The organism is Novosphingobium indicum (genome assembly GCF_014645195.1).
GTDB classification, from domain to species: Bacteria; Pseudomonadota; Alphaproteobacteria; order Sphingomonadales; family Sphingomonadaceae; genus Novosphingobium; species Novosphingobium indicum.
The window spans coordinates 121,051-139,726 of record NZ_BMLK01000009.1; the positions used below are offsets into that span (position 1 = coordinate 121,051).

The window sequence follows — 18,676 nt, forward strand, 5'->3', positions numbered from 1 at the left end:
TGCGCGCGGGCCCTTTTTTTCTTCTCCGCGCCTCCCCGTCTCCGCGTGAAACCAAAAATAGATCATCGCCGCAGCGGTTGGCATGTCGCACGATCCCCCCGCATAGTGCGCGCCGATCCGGAACAGCCGGACGCGTATTCCCCGGGAGAGGCAAAGCCGATGGAAGACTACAAGGACCTGATCGCCACGGCGCAGAGCCAGGTCGGCCTCACCGACTTCGGCGGCGACGGCTTCCGCGAGGGGCTGGAGCGGCTGGTCAAGGCGCTCAACACCGAGGCGAAGCTCAACGCCACCGGCGAATACGCCCTGCGCGACCGCATCCTGCTCTACCTGCGCCAGCGGCTGATGATCGAGGACTGGTACCAGCGCCACCCGGAGATCGCGGAGGAGGAAATCCGCGAGCCGCTGTTCGGCGTCAGCCTCCCGCGCACCGGGTCGACCGCGCTGTCATTCCTGCTCTCGAGCGATCCGGATATCCGCTATCTGCGCGCCTGGGAAAGCTCGCAGCCCTGCCCGCCACCCTCGACGGTCGAAGGCCCGGACCCGCGCCGCGGCGTTGCCGCCAGCGCCACCGAGGAAGAGCTGAAGGGCAGCAAGCGTACCCCTACCGGGATCGACGGCGCCATGGAGTGCCAGGACCTGATGGCGCTCGACTTCAAGAGCCAGATATTCCAGGCTTTCGCGCAGATTCCCAGCTATTCCGAGTGGGATCTCGAGGCCGACCACACCGAGACCTACCTCTACGAAAGGCGCGTGCTCAAGCTGCTTCAATGGGGCGCACCGGCAAAGCCCTGGCGGCTGAAGGCGCCGACGCACCTGCTCTACCTCGATGCGCTGGACACGGCATTTCCCGATGCCCGCTTCGTGATGACGCACCGCGACCCGACGGACGTGATGCTATCCGTCGCGACGGTCTATGCGGACATCATCGAAAAGTTCACCGACGATGTGGACTATCACTACATCGGCGAACTCAACGTGCGCTGCTGGTCCGAAGGCATGCGCCGCGCGATCGATTTCCGCGAGCGGGGTAACGATGCGCGCTTCTACGACATCCACTTCCGCGCCATGCAGCGCGACCCGCTGGGCGAAGTGCGCGGCCTCTACGAATGGCTGGGGCAAGAGGTCTCCCCGGCCTTCGCCGATGCCATGACCGCATGGTGGGAAAGCAACCAGAGCGCCGAGCGCATGACCAAGCCCGACCCGTCCAAGTTCGGGCTCGACTTCGATCAGGTTCGCGCGCAGTTCGCCGATTATCTCAAGCACATGGAAACCTGGGCCCCGTTCAGCGAAACGGTCGCCTGACACTCTTCAACATCCAGCACCCGGAAAACACCAAGATGGCAGACCCGATTACCGGCAAGTTCGATTTCGATGCCGATGCCCGCATGGCACAGACCGTCACCAATGGCCCGCGCTATGCGCCACTGACGCTCGATGAAGTGAGCCCGGAAGGGCACGAGCAGGTGAACGCCATGCGCACCGCCTTCAACATTCCCGAGGATCGCCCCTTTCCCGATGTCAGCCTGATCACGCTTCGTCATCCCGGCATGTTCCGCGCGCAGATGGTGCTCGGCCTCGAAATCGCCGCCAGGGGCACGATCCCGGCGCGCGAGCGAGAACTGGCGATCCTGCGCATCGCCCTGCTGGCCCGCGCCCCGTTCGAATGGTGCGAGCACGTGGATATCGGCAAGGCCTTCGGCGTCACCCCCGAAGAGATCGAGCGCGTGATCGAAGGCTCCTCCGCCGCCGACTGGAGCGAGCATGAAGCCGCCCTGCTACGCGCGGTGGAAGAGATGATCGCCGATCACTGCATGTCGGATGCGACATGGGACACGCTGGCCAGGACCTACGACGAAAAGCAGATGCTGGAACTGCCCATGCTGGTCGGTTCGTACCTGATGACGGCGCTGCAGCAGAACAGCCTGAAAATCCAGCCCAAGGGCCCCGGATTCGACTATCGCTGATGCAAATCAATTGCCGGTGCCCGCACCTGATCTAGAGTGCGGGCATACCCATCATTGGAAAAGGCAAAGCGCATGAAAAAGGGTTTCGTCGACGACATCGAGAAACGGACCGAAGAGAACACCGATTTCCGGCGGGTACTCTACACCGGCCAGAATCTGCAACTGGTGCTGATGTCCATCGAGCCCGGCGACGAGATCGGCGCCGAAGTCCATGACGACATCGACCAGTTCTTCCGCATCGAGGCCGGCGAAGCCGAGATCTCGATCGACGGTGTCGTGCACAAGGTGAAAGCCGACGATGGCGTGATCGTGCCCGCGGGTGCGCTGCACAACGTGGTGAGCGTCGGCAAGGAGCCGCTCAAGCTCTACACGATCTACGGCCCGCCCGAGCACCTGGACGGCACCGTCCACAAGACCTGTGCAGAAGCCGGTGCAGCACACGAACACTTCGACGGCAAGACCACCGAATAGGCCTTCACACGGTCGAGCCAGCCCGGCCGTGCTGTTGACAACCTTGCGGACAATTCCGGGACAGGCGGGGGAGAACGCTTCTCCGCCTGCTCCTGTGGAAGGCGATTATCCTGCGGCGCGGGCGCGTATTGCAGCGGCTCCGTTATAGAAATCGAGCAGGCTGCCGACTTCCGCCAGCGGCACCGGACGGCTGATGTGATAGCCCTGAATCGTCGTGCACCCTTCGGCCGAGAGAATGGCAAGCTGTTCCTCGGATTCCACGCCCTCGGCGGTGATCGTCATGCCCAGTTTCTGCGAGAGCTGGATCGTGGCCTGCACGATCGAAAGCGCATCGGACGTGCCTACCAGCTCCGCGATGAAGCTGCGATCGATCTTGATCTTGTTGAACGGGAACGTGCGCAAATAGCTTAGACTGGAATAGCCCGTCCCGAAGTCGTCCATGGCGATGCGCACGCCGAGCGTCGTGAGGCTGTCGAGCGTCGAGCGCACATCCGATTCATCCGAAATGAGGACGGCTTCGGTAATCTCCAGTTCCAGCCGGTGCGGTGCAAGGCCTGCCGCGCTCAGCGCATTCATGGTCATGGCGATGAGGTCGCCGCGCTTGAGCTGCGCCGGAGACACGTTCACCGCGACACTGACATCGTCCGGCCAGTCGGCTGCGTCCTTGCAGGCCTGACGCATAACCCATTCGCCGATGGGTACGATCAGCCCGTTTTCCTCGGCCAGCCCGATAAAGTCCGCCGGCGGGACCAGCCCCCGCGCCGGATGGCGCCAGCGCACCAGGGCCTCGAAGCAGTTGATCGCGCCCTTCTTCATGTCGAGCAGCGGCTGGTAGTGCAGTTCGAACTGGCCTTCCGCGATAGCCGTGCGCAGGTCCGTCTCAAGTTGGCGGCGCTCGGTGAGACGCGAATCCATGCCGGGTTCGAAGAACCGGAAGGTCCCCCTGCCCTCGTCCTTGGCGCAGTAGAGCGCGAGATCGCTCATCTTGAGCATCTCGTCCGACTCCTCGGTGCATTCCGAAGACAGGCAGATGCCGACGCTGGAGCCAACGACGACGGTGTGCCCGTCGAATTCGAAGGGTTCCGACAGGCGATCGATGATCCTCTCGGCTAGGCCGCTGGCAGTCTCCGCGTCAGCCGCGCTGGCGCTAATGATCGCGAACTCGTCACCGCCGAGGCGCGCAACAATGTCATGCCTGCCGGTCGCCTCGCGAAGACGCGTAGCCGTGGCGCGCAGCAGTTCGTCCCCGATCGAATGGCCGAGCGTGTCGTTGACTTCCTTGAAGCGGTCGAGATCGACCGTGAACAGACCGAAAGGCTGCTCGGTTTGCGCGTGGGCCTCGAGATGAGCCGAGAACGTCGCGCGGTTGGGCAGGCCGGTCAATGTGTCGTGCGCCGCCAGATAGGCGATCTGGCGGGTCGTGCGCCGCGCTTCGGTCACGTCCTCGTGGGTTGCCACCCAGCCGCCGGCGGGCAGGTTTCTGCGAACGTACTTGATGACACGTCCATTGGGCAGGAGGACTTCGTGCTCGCTGTTCCAGTCCGGATCGTCTGGCCCTGAAATGTCCGCCAATGTCGACCTGGGCGCACCCAGACGATCCATAAGCCGTTCGCGGATCTCCAGGTATGTCGCCCCCAGTTGAAGGGCATTTTCGGGGCAGCTGTAAAGTTCCAGGTAGCGGCGATTGTAGATGACGAGGCGATCCTCCGCATCGTACATCGTCAGACCCTGCGCCATGTTGTCGAGCGCCGCCGAACTGATGTCGGCCTGCTGGCGCAGTTCGGCCAGAAGCTTTTCGCGCTCGGCAGCACCGCGCACGATTTCCTCGGCCAGGGCCGCGCGTTCTTGCGCCTGCGCGAGGCGCTCGGCACTGATCCGGCGATCGAACAGGGCCATACCGGCGCCCAGAATCATGATGACCAGTGTCGCCGCGGTCACGACCGTGGCGAGGTATGCGCTGTCGATCGTGTGCTCGGCGGCGAAAGCCACAGGGCTCGGATAGATGGTGGCCGCCGACATGCCGACGAAGTGCGTGCAGCAGACCGCGAGCGTAAACAACAGGCCAGCCTTCACCGGGATCGGCTGCGGATTGCGCCGGAACATGCCGACCGCGCCCATTGTCATCGCCACGCCCATCAGGACCGAGACGAGGACCGTGTTTTCGTCCCACACCATGTCGCCAGCAAAGCGCACGGCGGACATGCCGATGTAGTGCATCGCGGAAACGCCGGCGCCGATCACCGCGCCGCCAAGCAGGCCCATGCCCCGCCGCGGGCTGAGCGCCACAGTCAGGCCCGCACCGCACATCGCAACGGCCACGAATACCGAAAGCAGGGTCCTCGGCAGGTCATACGTTAACGGAATGCCGGGTTCGTAGGCCAGCATGGCGATGAAGTGAGTCGCCCAGATGCCGAGGCCGGCAGAAAGCGCCGCGACCACCACGAACAGCCCGCGACGCGAACGCGCATCAAGTGCATGATGAAAAGCGAAAAGCGCCGTGAATGCCGCCATCAGGCAGATCACGCCCGCTATCAGAACCAGTCCATGATTATGCTGATCTGCGACACACGAGAAGACTTTGAGCATTTATTGTCCTTCGACCTCAGCGTCGGGCCTAGGACGTCACTTGAAAAATTACGTTAACGAAAACCACGGAAGATTGCGGGCAACACTTTGAAATCGGGATCAAAAGGAACCGGGGCGGATTGGGAGAGAATAGGGAGAAACCGCCCCGGCTCAGTCACAGGAGTGAACCGGACGCCCCATGACAAGCGCCGGGTCCGGGAGGGGCTTGACCGGAGAGCCAAGCCGCGTATCAATAGCTAATGATAATCATTCGCAAATGCAACCCCTCGGAGATTCGGACATGTACCAGTACGTAGATCGCCCTCTGACCACCCTCGACGAGGGATGTCGCTTCCTAGTCTGGTCGATGCGCGCCTGGGTGACGGCCATCGGCCACAAGCGCTGCCCGGCGCAGTTGCTCGCACCGGCTTTCGCCAAGTGGAAGATGATCGGCGGGCTCCAGCCGTTCCACCGCGCGATGCTGCTGTTCAACCGCGACGGGCTGGAGACTTTCGCCTTCTGCCCCCTCGCCTGCACGCACGTCTCCGAACACGAGGCGGTGATTCTCGAACTCATCACCTCGCTGCGCGATCGCGGTGCCCAGGCGACCCGCGAAACGCTGGAACTGCTGCTGGCAGAGGAAAGCCTGGGCGAGATGCTGGAAACGCTGTCGAAGCTTGGCGCCGTGCTGGCCATCGCGGGTATCTTTCCCGGCGAACACGCTGCCGCCAGGGATACGCGCGACTGAGCGGCCCTGCGGTCAGTCCAGCGGCGCGACGTCGACCGAGTAGAACATCCGCTGCTGCGAGGACCCTCGAAACGTGCCGTCGAGCGGGGCGACGTCCGAATAGTCGCGGCCCATGCCGATGAAGACGTGGTCCGCGTCGGCCAGCTTGGCATTAGTGGGGTCGAAGCCGACCCAGCCCAGTTCCTCGCCGCACCACAGGTTGACCCAGGCGTGCATGGCATCGGCCCCGACCAGCCGCTCGTGCCCCGGCGGCGGGAGGGTGCGCAGATAGCCACTGACATAGGCGGCGGGAATGCCATGCGCGCGTGCGGCGATGATCATCACGTGGCTGAAGTCCTGACACACGCCATGCCGCCGCCGGAAGGCGTCGATCGGCGGGGTATCGGTAGCCGTCGCCTTGGCATCATAGGCGAACTCGTCATGGATCGCCTGCATGAGCGTACGCCCCGCTTCCATGACCGGCATGGATTCGTCGAGGAAGCTCCCTGCCCACAGGGCAATGTCATGCTCGGGCACGGCAATCGGCGAGGCGAAGATATAGGACGCCGGCGCCAGAGCGGAGAGATCGGGCGTGCGCATCGCCAGTTCGCGCAAGTCGGTAAGGCCGGGACCATCTGCCTCGCCCATGAAGAACGGGAGGTCCTCCCGCTCCACAGTAAAGCGGCTTTCGATCTGCAACTGGCTGATCGGCTTGTGCAGCGAGAAACGCGCTTCGTTCACGTGGTAACCGCCGTCCGCCTCGAACACCCGCGCCGGCTGCGGATCGACGGACAACTGATAGTCGCTCACGGTCTGGCCGGGCCATGCGGCCGGGCGCAACCGCACATTGAACTGCGCGAGCCGGACGGGAGCCGCATATTCGAGGCGGGTCATGTGGGTAACGCTGTAGCGCATCACAGAAGCCGGGTTCGCCGTTCCGCCTCTTCGCGGTCGAACTGCAGGAAGTAGCGCGCCGAAATCTCGTCAGACAGCTCGTTGAGCTGGGCGCAGATGCCCTGCAGCCGCGCCTCCGTCATGTCGGGTGCCAAGGCAGCCTGAAGGTCCCCCAGCAGAGCGCGGGCAGCCCGAAGCGGCGGCTCGGGAATGTTGTCGTCGCGCAGGCTGGGCAAGGCCTCCAGATGGTCGACGAGCTGTGCCACCTGATATTTCAGCGCGCGCGGATTGTCCGGATCGAGCAGCACGAGGTCGCGCACCGGGTTGGTCATCGGCACCGCGAGGTAACGGCTGCGATAGATGATCTTGCTGTCGCACAGGTCGAGCAGGACGCCCAGCGCCTCTCCGTCCCCGCTAGCCAGCATCCGGGAAAACTGACAGATCGCCTGCGCCCGCTCTATGCGCTGCCCGATCTGCAGGAAGCGCCAGGCCGCCGAGCGCACCATGTTTTCCGAAACCTGCCCGGCCAGCGCGCTGAAATGCTCGGTGAGCCAGCGGGCGCTGCTGAGCATGCTCTGCGGCCGGTTTACGTCGATTGAGGGCATCGGGCGGCTGACGATACGCCAGAAATCGCGGGCGAAACGCTCCCGCAGGGACATGCCGACTTCCATCCGACGACGCATCAGCGCGGCCACGCCGCCGGCGAGCCGGGTCTCGGTCAGCGCCTTCGCACTGACCTGCGCGGCAGGCTTGTCCTTCATCGCCGGCCCGACCGCGCCGAAGCGGATCAGCAAATCGACCAGATCGGGCATGGCGCCTGCCTGCGCCTCGATGCCGCTGTCGCCTTCCATCGAGCTGCCGAGCAGCGCACGCACGATGCGCACCACGGTTTCCGCGCGCTCGTTGTAGCGGCCGAACCAGTAGAGATTGTCCGCCGCCTGACTGGCAAGGATACCGCCGCCGCGCGAGATCGGCGGCTCTTCGGCGGGACGCGGCGGGACCGAGTGCCCGACCGGCTTTTCGTCGACCACCCAGACATCGGCGGAGAGATCACCCGCGCCCATCAGCGAGGTCGGCAAGGCATTGCTGGACGAGAGGCGCGCAAAGCCGCCGGGCATGACCGTCCAGTCGCCATCGGCGGTGCGGGCGACGAACGCGCGCACGGTGAAGGGTCGCGGCACGATTTCGCCGTCGATGATGGCCGGCGTGGTCGAAAGGTGGACGATCTCCTGCCCGCAATAGTCCATGGGCCGGCGGCGCAGCGCCTCGAACAGTTCGGTGCGCTCGTCTTCGGGAAGGTCGGCACCTGCCACCGGCTGACGCGAGGAGAACCCTTCCACCGGCATTCCGAAGGCGGGCAGCAGCGCCAGTTCGTCGAAGCGGGCGGCAACCGTGGCGCTTTCCGCAGCCTGTCCGCACCACCACGTCGCGATATTGGGCAGGATCGGGTCCTCGCCCAGCAGCACCCGGCACAGCCGCGGCATGAAAGCGGCGAAGGCCGGCGATTCCAGTACTTCCGCGCCCGGCCAGTTGGTAATCTCGACCCCGCCCCCGGCCCATGAATCGAAGAGGTTGGCAACGCCGATCTGCGAGCGGGCATCAAACGTCAGCGGATCGAGCGAGGTCGTGTTAATCCAACGCCACAGCGCATCGACGCGCTTCGGCCCGGCAATCGTGCCGACATAGAGCCGGTTGTCGATCACAGAGAGATCGCGCCCCTCGACCAGCGGCAGGCCGAGATAGCGGGCAAGATGCGCCTGTTCGGCATAGGTCTGGTTGAAACGGCCGGGCGTCAGCAACGCGATACGCGGCTGTTCGCGGTCGCAGGTGGCCGCCATCCCGTCGCGCATCTGCGCGAAGAACCCGGCCAGACGCCGGGTATGGCTGTCGACCAGCAGGTTGCCTGCGGTGCGACTCATCGCCAGCCGGTTTTCCAGCGCATAGCCGACACCGCTGGCGATCCGCACCCGGTCCTGCAGCACGCGCCATTGCCCGCGCGCACCGCGCGCGAGATCGACCGAATAGACGTTGATGAAATGGCCCCGCCGAGGTCCCTGGCTCAGCAGTTTGCGCACGAAGAACGGGCTTCCGGCGACCACTGCGGCCGGCAGATGCCCTTCATTCACCAGCCGCTGCGGTCCATAGATGTCGGCCGCCAGCTTCTCGAGCAGATTGGCGCGCTGGATAAGGCCCCGTTCGACTTGCGCCCATTCCTCCGCGCCGACGATCAGCGGCATGACCGTCAGCGGCCAGGCGCGTTCGTCCTCGTCACCGGTGACACGGAAGGCCAGACCAAGGTCCGCCGCGTGGCGGGCGGCGATATCCTGGACGGCCACAGGGCCGCCTTCGGATATCCCCGCCAGCCCGTCCGCGACGGCCCGCCAGCGGTCGGACACCGATTGCGCGGCATCGCCGTAGAGATCGCCGCCGGCGACTTCTACCGGGTACCCCTCAAGCCACCCCGACGGGCGATCCACGGCACTGACAGGCTGCGTTTGCGGCATCGCTCACTTCAGGCCGGCAGGCCGCCGCAAGTCAAGCGTGTAGGGAAATTCGCCGGGCAGTTCCTCGGGCGGAACCGGCAGCGAGCCCGGAGAGTGTCCGTAGTCCTGGAACCGCGCCTTGCGCCGCGCTTCGGCCTCGTAGTCGTTGACCGGCACGGTATCGTAGTTGCGCCCGCCCGGATGCGCGACCTGATAGACGCAGCCGCCCAGCGAGCGGTCGTTCCACGTGTCGTAGATGTCGAACGTCAGCGGAGCATGAGGCTGCATCATCGGATGCAAGCACTCGGCCGGGGCCCAGGCCTTGTAGCGAACACCGCCGACTCCCTCACCCGACGCTACCATTGTCAGCGGCACCCTGCGACCATTGCAGGTGATGACGTGGCGTCCTTTCACCAGCCCTGTCGCCTTGACCTGCAAGCGTTCGGTCGAACTGTCGACATAGCGCACCGTTCCGCCGATCGCGCCGGTTTCACCCAGCACGTTCCACGGTTCCAGGGCATGGCTGACTTCGAGCACGACGCCGCCGCCCTCGACCTCGCCGTGCACCGGGAAGCGGAACATGCGCTGCGCCTCGAACCAGGCGGGATCGAAGTCGTAACCGGCCCGGCGCAGATCATCGAGCACGTCGAGGAAATCGGCCCAGACGAAATGGCCGAGCATGAACTTGTCGTGGAGCTGCGTGCCCCAGCGCACGAGCGACCCGTCCTGCGGTGCGTTCCAGAACCACGCCGTCAGCGCGCGCAGAAGCAGTTGCTGCGCCAGACTCATCTTGGCGTCCGGCGGCATCTCGAAGCCGCGGAACTCGACGAGGCCGAGCCGGCCGGTCGGGCCATCGGGGCTGAACAGCTTGTCGATGCAGATCTCGGTACGGTGGGTATTGCCCGTCACATCGACCAGCAGGTTGCGGAACAACCGATCCACCACCCACGGCGCGGGTTGCTCCCCATCCGGGCCCGGCACTTGCGCGAGCGCCACTTCCAGCTCGTAGAGTGCATCGTGACGCGCCTCGTCGATACGCGGCGCCTGGCTCGTCGGCCCGATAAACAGGCCCGAGAACAGGTAGCTGAGCGAGGGATGCCGCTGCCAGTAGATGACGAAGCTCTTGAGCAGGTCAGGACGGCGGATGAACGGGCTGTCGAGCAGGCTGGGCCCGCCGAGCACGATGTGATTGCCGCCACCGGTACCGATCGAGCGTCCGTCCACCATGAACTTGTCGGCCGTAAGCCCGACTTCGCGCGCGCAGTCGTAAAGCGTCTCGGTAATCTCCACCGTCTCGCGCCAGGAGGCGGAGGGATGAATGTTCACTTCGATCACGCCGGGATCGGGGGTGATCTTTAGCACGGTCAGGCGCGGGTCGGGGGGTGGCGGATAGCCTTCGATGCGGATCGGCAGCTGCAGCTCTTCCGCCACGACCTCGATCGAGGCGACCAGCTCCAGGTAATCCTCCAGCCGCTCGGTCGGCGGGATGAACACCGCGAGATAATCGCCGCGCGGCTCCACCGTAATCGCCGTGCGCACCGCGCCCTCGATGATGTCCTGCTCGACGACGGGCTCGCGAAACGTGTGCGGCTCGGGCACATGCTCGAAACGCTGCCCGGCAAGGCTTTCGCGCGACTGGCTGCCGCGTTCGACCACCTGCTTGCGGAAATCGGCCAGCGTCTCGCGCTCCTCGGCCGTATCGCGCGGATGGATATAGGGGAATTCGGATGGCGGCACATGCGGCAGCGCGCCCAGCGGCAGGCGATAGCCGAGCGCGGAATCGCCGGGAACCGCCGTCAGCACGCCCTTGCGCACGCGCCAGAGTTCGCTCTGCCAACGCGGTGCCGGCTCCTGCTTCGCATTCCAGCGCTGCACCGGCAGGACCACGCCCACCGGCTTGTCGAGCCCGCGCCGATACGTACGCTTGAAGCGGCGTGCGAGCTCCTCGTCCTCGATATGCGGGTCCAGCGGGGTGACATTTACCGGAAGCTCGTCCTCGCGCACCTGCCACACGCCCCTGTCCTCGAAGACGGGCTGGACGTAATCCGGCGACACGCCGAGGCCTGCCGCCGCTTTCGAGAGAAGCGCAGCGGCCTGATCGACATCGAGCGTGGGCACCGGATCGGGATCGCCGCCTTCTTCCAGCGGCTTTTCACCGGCAAGCAGGCTGTCGTCGCGCCAGATCGGCACGCCGTCCTTGCGCCAGTAGATCGAATACCCCCAGCGCGGCAGCGTCTCGCCCGGATACCACTTGCCCTGCCCATGATGCAGCAGCGAGCCGGGCGCGAACTTCTGCCGCAGCAGACGGATCAGCTCGTCGGCATAGGCCGCCTTGGTCGGCCCCACTGCGGCACTGTTCCATTCGGGCGCCTCGAGATCGGTGGCGGCGATGAACGTCGGCTCACCGCCCATCGTCAGGTTTACACCGCCGGTATCGAGATCGAAATCGACCTTGTCGCCCAGATCGAGCAGCGCGTTCCAGCGATCCTCGGTAAAGGGCTTGGTAATCCGCACCGCCTCTGCAATGCGCGAGACATCCATCTCGAAATGGAAATCGACTTCGGCGGGTTCGGCCATGCCCTCGATCGGGGTGGCGGAACGGTAGTGCGGCGTGGCGCAGAGCGGAATGTGCCCCTCGCCCGCGAACATGCCCGAAGTGGCATCGAGCGCGATCCAGCCCGCGCCGGGCACATAGGCCTCCGCCCAGGCATGCAGGTCGGTGACGTCCTGCTGCACGCCCTGGGGGCCTTCCTTGGGAATGACATCCGCAACCAGCTGGATCGAATAGCCCGACACGAAACGCGCGGCGAAGCCCAGACGGCGCAGCAGTTGCACCAGCAGCCAGGCAGAATCGCGGCACGAGCCGATCCCGGCTTCCAGCGTCTCCTCCGGGGTCATCACCCCCTGCTCCATGCGAATCACATAATTGATGCGTTGCTGCAGCTTGCTGTTGATATCGACGAGGAAATCGACCGTGCGCCCTTCATAATCGGCGTGCTGGGCCACCAGTTCCTCGAACAGCGGCCCCTGCGCCTCGATATCGAAATAGGCGGCAAGGTCCGCCTTCATCGTGTCCGAATAAGTGAAGGGATATTCTTCCGCGTCCGGCTCCACGAAGAAATCGAACGGGTTGATGACGGCCATTTCCGCCAGCAGGTCCACCTCGATCGAGAAATGGTCGATCGGATCGGGGAAGACGATTCGCGCCAGCCAGTTGCCGTGCGGGTCCTGCTGCCAGTTCAGGAAGTGCTCTGGCGGGCTGATCTTGAGCGAGTAGTTCGGCACCGCCGTGCGGCTGTGCGGCGCCGGTCGCAGCCGGATCACCTGGGGGCCAAGCTTTATGCGCCGCGAGTAGCGGTAGCGAGTGAGGTGGTGCAGAGCCGCTTTGATCATCGAAGCGATGATGCGCCAAACATTGCTGCACCGCAACGATGTTCACTTTGCATCATAGCGAAAATCGCTAGATTCCCTCCAGCTGCGAGCAATTGCCGCTAAACCGTCATCATGGCATGCAAGGGACCGCCGAGTGAAAACCGAGGACATGCTTAACATTCGCGACGAATCGAGTGGTGACGACTTCTGCGAGACTTCGCAGCTCGCAGCCTTGCCCGAACGCTTTTACAATCGCGAACTGAGCTGGCTGGCCTTCAACGAGCGCGTTCTCGCCGAAGCGACCAACCCGAACTATCCGCTTCTCGAACGGCTGCGGTTCCTTTCGATCTCGGGAAGCAACATCGACGAATTCCTGATGGTGCGCGTCGCCGGGCTGGCCGGGCAGGTGCGCCGCCAGATCGAGGAAACCTCCATCGACGGGATGACGCCGTCGCAGACGCTCTCGGCCACGCACGAAAAGGTTCTCGCGCTCGAGGAAGTCCAGCAGACGATCTGGAGCGGATTGAAGGACGAACTCGCTGGCGAAGGCATCACCGTCGTGGGCGACCAGAAGCTGGATCACACACGCGAACGCTGGCTCAAGGACTACTTCCTCGAACACATCATGCCGGTAATCACGCCGCAGGCGATCGACCCGGCGCACCCTTTCCCGTTCGTCGCCAACCAGGGCATCGGCATTCTCTTTTCGCTGACCCGCACCGCCGATGACGCGCCGGTGATGGAGATGGTGCTCATCCCCACACCGTTGCCGCGCTTTATCCGCATTCCCGGCGAGGATGCCGCGTGGATCTCTATCGAAGATCTGATCTGCCGCCACGCGACGCAGCTCTTCCCGGGCTTCCGCGTCAACGGACACGGCGTGTTCCGCGTCCTGCGCGACAGCGACCTCGAGATCGAGGAAGATGCCGAGGATCTGGTGCGCTACTTCCGCACCGCCATCCAGCGCCGCCGCCGCGGCCTCGTGATCGTGCTGCAACTGCAGGGCAAGTTCGACCCTGCGGCCGAAGAACTGCTGCGCACCCAGCTCGGGCTCGACCGCGCACTGGTGATGAAGACCGAGGGGCTCATCGGCTTCACCGGCCTTTCCGCGATCTGCGACGAGGACCGGCCCGACCTCAAGTTCGAACCCTATTCCCCGCGCTATCCCGAGCGCATTCTCGAACACGATGGCGACATCTTCGCGGCGATCCGCGAAAAGGACATCGTCATCCAGCACCCCTACGAGAGCTTCGAGGTGGTGATCGATTTCCTGCGTCAGGCCGCACGCGATCCGGACGTGATCGCGATCAAGCAGACGCTCTACCGTGCAGGCAAGCAATCGGGCATCATCAATGCCCTCATCGCCGCTGCCGAACAGGGCAAGTCGGTCACCGCCGTCGTCGAGCTGAAGGCGCGCTTCGACGAGGAGCAGAACCTGCTCTGGGCCAGCCAGCTCGAACGCGCCGGCGTGCAGGTGATCTACGGCTTCGTCGACTGGAAGACCCACGCCAAGTGCTCGATGGTCGTGCGCCGCGAGGGAGACGGCGATGCCGGGGGCTATCGCACCTACTGCCACTTCGGCACTGGAAACTATCACCCGATCACCGCGCGCATCTATACCGACATTTCCTATTTCACCGCCGATCCGGCGGCCGGACGCGACGCGGGCAAGCTGTTCAACTTCATCACGGGGTACGTCGAGCCCAAGCGCACCGAACTGTTTTCGATCTCGCCGATCTCGCTGCGCTCGCGTCTCTATGAACTGATCGATGCCGAAATCGCCCATGCCAAGGCCGGGAAGCCTGCGGCGATCTGGGCCAAGATGAATTCGCTGACCGATCCGGACCTGATCGACCGCCTCTATGCCGCCAGCCAGGAAGGCGTGGAAATCAGCCTTATCATCCGCGGCATCTGCTGCCTGCGGCCGGGCATTACCGGGCTTTCGGAAAACATCGCGGTCAAATCGGTGATCGGGCGCTTCCTCGAACACTGCCGCATCTGGGCCTTCGCCAACGGCGCCCATTTGCCCAACCGCCGCGCGCGGGTGCTGATCACCTCCGCCGACGGCATGAGCCGCAATCTCGACCGCCGCGTCGAGATCATGGTGCCGATGCGCAACAAGACGGTGCACGACCAGATCCTCGACCAGGTGATGATGGCCAACCTGCTGGACACCGAACAGAGCTGGCTGCTCAACCCGGACGGCACCTACGAGCGCGTGGGCAAGGTCGAAAAGCCTTTCAACCTGCACCGTTACTTCATGACGAATCCGTCGCTGTCGGGACGCGGCGCGGCAATTGGCAGTGGACGAAAAGTGCCGAAGCTCTCGCTAAGGCGCGGGCATATCTGACATAGGGGCGACAGGTAGCCTGGAACATCGGGCGCAGTGATTCGTCTGGATTGAATGATCGGCATCAGCCACTCCACCCGGAAGCGCGCCATCATCGACATAGGGTCGAACACGGTGCGCCTTGTCGTGTACAACGGCCCTCCCCGTGCGCCGGTGGTTATCCTCAACGAAAAGGTGAACGCGCGGCTGGGCAAGGACCTCGGCCGTACCGGCGCCATTTCCGACAAGTCCATGCGCACCGCGCTGCCTGCCCTCGCCCGCTTTGCAGAACTGCTGAAGCTGCTGGAGGTGGAGACGGTCGAATGCGTCGCCACCGCGGCCGCACGCGATGCCAGCAACGGGCCCCGGTTCCTCGACGCCGTCCGCGGCTTCGGCCTTTCGCCCCGCCTGCTGTCGGGCGAGGAGGAAGCCCGCGCCAGCGCCATGGGCGTGATCGCTGCCTTCCCCGGCGCCCACGGCGTCGTCGCGGATCTGGGTGGCGGCAGCCTGGAACTGGTCGAAGTCGACCGCGGTACCAGCGGCAGCGGCATCACCCTGCCCTTCGGCACCCTGCGCCTCGCCGACCTGCGCGCGGACGGGCCTGCCAGATTCGCCGAAACCGTCCGCGAGGGGCTGGAGCGCGTCGCCTGGCATCAGGGCGTGGACCTGCCGCTCTATATCGTCGGCGGTTCCTGGCGTGCGCTCGCACTGCAGGCGATGCGCGTGCTGAACTGGCCGGTGGACGATCCGCACGGCTTCGAACTCACCGCCCCCGAAGCGCTCAAGATCGCGCGCCTGTTCGCCAAGGGCAAGGTGGAGAACCCCGACCCGCGCATTTCCAATTCGCGCCTCGGCACGCTGCCCGATGCCGCCGCGCTTATGGCGGAAGTCGTAACGCAGCTTTCGCCGTCGCGGCTGGTCTTCTCATCATGGGGCCTGCGCGAAGGCCTGCTCCACGCGCAGCTCGAACCCGAAGTGCAGGCGCAGGACCCGATGCTGGCAAGTGTCGCCGGCTTCACCATGGGTGCGCGCGTGACGGCGGCAGATGCCGTAGCGGTATGCGATTGGACCGGCCCCGTGTGCGACGAGGACCCGAGCGAAGGCAAGCTGCGTCAGGCCGCGACCCTGCTGGCGCTCGCCGCCATGCGCACCGAACCGAACCTGCGCACCGAGGAAGCCATGACCTGGGCGCTGCGCAAGCGCTGGATCGGCCTCGACATGCATGGGCGCGGGATGATGGCGATGACGATCTTCGCCAATTCAGGGCTCACCGATGTGCCCGAACAGCTTTCCCGCCTCGCCACCCCGAAGGACTTCAACCGCGCCATCGCCTGGGGGCTCGCGGTGCGCTTGTGCCGCCGGCTCCATGGCGGCAGTCCCAAGGCCCTCGCCTGGACCTCGCTGAAGCGCGACGGAAAGCAGATTACGCTCACTCTGTCCGAGCGAGCGCTTCCGCTGTTTGCCAGCAGCACGACCAAGGACCTGAGGGCGCTTGCCGACTGCCTGGGCTTGCAGTGGTGCATAAGAAGCGAAAGCGACGTTCTCGCCGAGGGGTGAGCCTCTACTGGAAATGTCTGCACTTCAAACACCGCTCATCCTTAGCTTGTCGAAGGATGCAGAACCGAGGTTGCACAGGCGCCCTTCGGCAAGCTCAGGACAAGCGGCTGTTTGGGTTGAAACGCTGGTGAAACCTCAGACCAGCGTGGAAGTCTCCGCAATCTGGCTGATGCCGCGCTTGCCGTCCTGACGGTCCAGCTGGACGACGATATCGATCACCGAGGCAGCGTATTCGAGCGTCTCCGCGCGGGTGAGGCCGATGTTCGACTGCATCGCCATAAGCCCGATCTGCTCCAATGCACCGCGCGGGGTGTTGGCGTGGACGGTCGAGAACGAACCGGGGTGGCCGGTGTTGATCGCGCGAAGGAAGGACACGGTCTCGGTGCCGCGCAGCTCGCCCAGTACGATGCGGTCGGGGCGCAGGCGCAGCGCGGCCTGCAGCAGATCGTTGGCCGAGACCTTGGCCTCGCCGAGTTCGCCCTTCACGGCGATGAGGCCGACGCCATTGGCGCCCGGCAGCCGCAGTTCGGCGGTGTCTTCCACCAGCACCACGCGCTCGTGCTCCGGAATTTCGGAGAGCATGGCGTTGAGGAAGGTCGTCTTGCCGGTCGAGGTACCGCCCGAGATCAGGATCGTACGGCGGCGGCGGATGGCGTCGCGCAGGAAGGCGATGGGCTCGGCCATGGCATCGGGCGCAGGCTCCTCACGCGGCGGCGTGATCGGGCCGCGGTCGTAGGCGTCAAGCGGCAGTTCGAGCAGGCGGTGACGGCGGATCGCCATGGCCCAGTTGGCGCGCGTCGCCGGCGGGCCGACGAGCTGAATACGCGCCCCGCCCCCTCCTTGTGCATTGGGCCCGGGACCATAAGCCGGCAGCGTCGCGGAGAGCAGCGGGTGCTCGCGGTTGATGCCCTGGTGGCTGATGCGCGCGACCTGCTCAGCCAGACGCTGCAGCAGGCGGTTGTCCATCTCCGGCAGCGCGATGTGCTGCATGCCGGGATACGCGGCATCCTCGATCCACACTTCGCCGGGCCGGTTGACGAGAATTTCCGTCACCGTCTCGCGGTCGAGCCAGGGGCGCAGCGGGGCCAGATAAGCGTCGAGATAGACCGAGCGCGGTGCCTGTACCTCCGGCACGCTGCCGCCGCCGATGGGAGGCTCAGACATGGCCAGTGGTCCGGCGTTTCGTTCCGGCTGCAGGGGAAGGATTTCTGCCATTGCCGATCACTGGACCTTGCTGAAATCGAGGTCCTTGGCGGTGAACACGCGGATCGGTTCGCCCTGACGCACGCGGATCGTCGGGCCGACGCTGGCGCTGTTCTGCACCGCCGCGGCTGCCGCCGACTGGCCGCCACCGATCACCACATTGGCGCCGCTGGAAACGAGCGAGGACAGACCGCCCACGACCGAAAGCAGCATGGCCGAGCCGAAGCGCTCGAAGAAGTGGCTCTTCACCTTGCCCGGCAGGCCGGTCTCGCCGCCGAACGCGATCGCGGGCGAACCGAGGTTCACCGAGACGCCGTCCGGACGGATCAGGCGGGTCCAGATCACGTAGGCACGCTTCTGGCCTGCGGAGAGACCGCTCTTGTACTGGCCGATCAGGCGCGAGGAGCGCGGGACGAGGACGTTCTTGCCGTCGAAGCTGCGCACATCGGTCGAAACGATGGCGCGCACGTAGCCGGGCACGTCGGTATCGATCGCGGTTTCCAGCACTGCCGGGATCAGCGTACCCTGCGTCACCGTGGTCGCCGGGTCGAAAGAGCTGGCCGCCGTTGCGGTCGAGCCGGTGCCCGCCAGACGCGCGGCGAAATCCTCGTTGGCATTGCCGCTGCTCTTGAAGGCCTCACCGGCAGCCGGGGCAGCGCCCGTGCCGTTGGCGCCCGCGTCGAAGACGACCGTCGGGCTGGCATAGGGATTGGACTGCGGCATGGCAGAGGGGTTCTGCGCGGGCGGAGCCGCGAGAACCGGCGACGGCGCCGGTGCGGGAAGCGCGGCCGGGCGAGGTTCGGGCTGCGGCGCAGGCGCGACCGCGGCCGGAGACGGTGCAGGCTGCGGCGCCGCGGCAGGCTGCGGGGCGGCATCGCCGCTCGGGCCATTGCGGGCCGAGTTCATCGTCAACAGGGTAAGCCCGCCCAGCGCCCCGACGATCAGGATTCCGGCGGCCAGGCCGAGGCCGTCGCCCTTCTTGCGCTGCGAAACCTGCGGCAGGACGTTGCGCGTGGCGAGATCGATGACCTGCGCGCCGTCGCCTTCGCGCGGATCGGTGCTGGCTTCGGGCGTGAGGCGTTCACGCAGGGACGAATTGGGTGCCATG

At 65.3% G+C, this 18,676-nt stretch carries 12 protein-coding genes; 6 read left to right on the forward strand and 6 right to left on the reverse strand.

Annotation, left to right across the window (positions count from 1 at the left end; translation table 11 throughout):
• The first annotated feature begins 159 nt into the window (after positions 1 to 159).
• The 3 genes from IEX64_RS11410 (at position 160) to IEX64_RS11420 (ending at position 2,438) form a co-directional block, all read left to right on the forward strand.
• Positions 160 to 1,305 carry a sulfotransferase family protein gene (locus tag IEX64_RS11410; protein ID WP_188819788.1) on the forward strand — a complete coding sequence of 382 codons (1,146 nt, stop codon included), beginning with the start codon at positions 160 to 162 and terminating at the stop codon, positions 1,303 to 1,305.
• Between the two features lie 35 nt (positions 1,306 to 1,340).
• Positions 1,341 to 1,967: a carboxymuconolactone decarboxylase family protein gene (locus IEX64_RS11415; protein ID WP_188819789.1), complete on the forward strand. Its 627-nt coding sequence runs from the start codon at positions 1,341 to 1,343 to the stop codon at positions 1,965 to 1,967.
• Between the two features lie 72 nt (positions 1,968 to 2,039).
• Positions 2,040 to 2,438, forward strand: coding sequence for a cupin domain-containing protein (locus IEX64_RS11420; RefSeq protein ID WP_188819790.1), 399 nt, complete (start codon positions 2,040 to 2,042; stop codon positions 2,436 to 2,438).
• A gap of 105 nt (positions 2,439 to 2,543) precedes the next feature.
• Here IEX64_RS11420 and IEX64_RS11425 read toward each other — a convergent pair whose 3' ends face one another.
• Entirely contained in the window at positions 2,544 to 5,024 is a 2,481-nt protein-coding gene (locus IEX64_RS11425) for a bifunctional diguanylate cyclase/phosphodiesterase (protein WP_188819791.1), read from the reverse strand.
• 280 nt (positions 5,025 to 5,304) lie between these two features.
• Between IEX64_RS11425 and IEX64_RS11430 the strand changes: the two genes are divergently transcribed.
• Positions 5,305 to 5,751, forward strand: coding sequence for a hypothetical protein (locus IEX64_RS11430; RefSeq protein ID WP_188819792.1), 447 nt, complete (start codon positions 5,305 to 5,307; stop codon positions 5,749 to 5,751).
• Positions 5,752 to 5,763: 12 nt separating this feature from the next.
• Here IEX64_RS11430 and IEX64_RS11435 read toward each other — a convergent pair whose 3' ends face one another.
• The 3 genes from IEX64_RS11435 to IEX64_RS11445 are packed head-to-tail and all read right to left on the reverse strand — an operon-like array spanning position 5,764 to position 12,500.
• Positions 5,764 to 6,645, reverse strand: coding sequence for a transglutaminase family protein (locus IEX64_RS11435; protein ID WP_188819793.1), 882 nt, complete (start codon positions 6,643 to 6,645; stop codon positions 5,764 to 5,766).
• Positions 6,645 to 9,128, reverse strand: a complete 2,484-nt coding sequence (locus IEX64_RS11440) for a circularly permuted type 2 ATP-grasp protein (protein WP_188819794.1) — start codon at positions 9,126 to 9,128, stop codon at positions 6,645 to 6,647. Before IEX64_RS11440 ends, IEX64_RS11435 begins: the two co-directional genes overlap by 1 nt.
• Before the next feature lie 3 nt (positions 9,129 to 9,131).
• The gene (locus IEX64_RS11445) at positions 9,132 to 12,500 is read right to left on the reverse strand and encodes a transglutaminase family protein (protein ID WP_188819795.1); all 3,369 of its coding nucleotides are present in this window, start codon (positions 12,498 to 12,500) and stop codon (positions 9,132 to 9,134) included.
• A 148-nt stretch (positions 12,501 to 12,648) separates the two neighbouring features.
• Between IEX64_RS11445 and IEX64_RS11450 the strand changes: the two genes are divergently transcribed.
• Positions 12,649 to 14,829 (forward strand): RNA degradosome polyphosphate kinase, encoded by a 2,181-nt coding sequence (locus tag IEX64_RS11450; protein ID WP_188819796.1) that lies wholly within the window; start codon positions 12,649 to 12,651, stop codon positions 14,827 to 14,829.
• Between the two features lie 54 nt (positions 14,830 to 14,883).
• Entirely contained in the window at positions 14,884 to 16,365 is a 1,482-nt protein-coding gene (locus IEX64_RS11455; protein ID WP_188819797.1) for a Ppx/GppA family phosphatase, read from the forward strand.
• Positions 16,366 to 16,500: 135 nt separating this feature from the next.
• Here IEX64_RS11455 and virB11 read toward each other — a convergent pair whose 3' ends face one another.
• Both virB11 and IEX64_RS11465 read right to left on the reverse strand, forming a co-directional pair.
• A complete protein-coding gene (gene virB11 / locus IEX64_RS11460) occupies positions 16,501 to 17,529 on the reverse strand; it encodes a P-type DNA transfer ATPase VirB11 (RefSeq protein ID WP_229710207.1) in 1,029 nt (342 codons plus the stop codon).
• A 57-nt stretch (positions 17,530 to 17,586) separates the two neighbouring features.
• On the reverse strand, positions 17,587 to 18,675 hold the full coding sequence (locus IEX64_RS11465) for a TrbI/VirB10 family protein (protein WP_188819799.1): 1,089 nt from the start codon (positions 18,673 to 18,675) through the stop codon (positions 17,587 to 17,589).
• Position 18,676 lies beyond the last annotated feature (1 nt).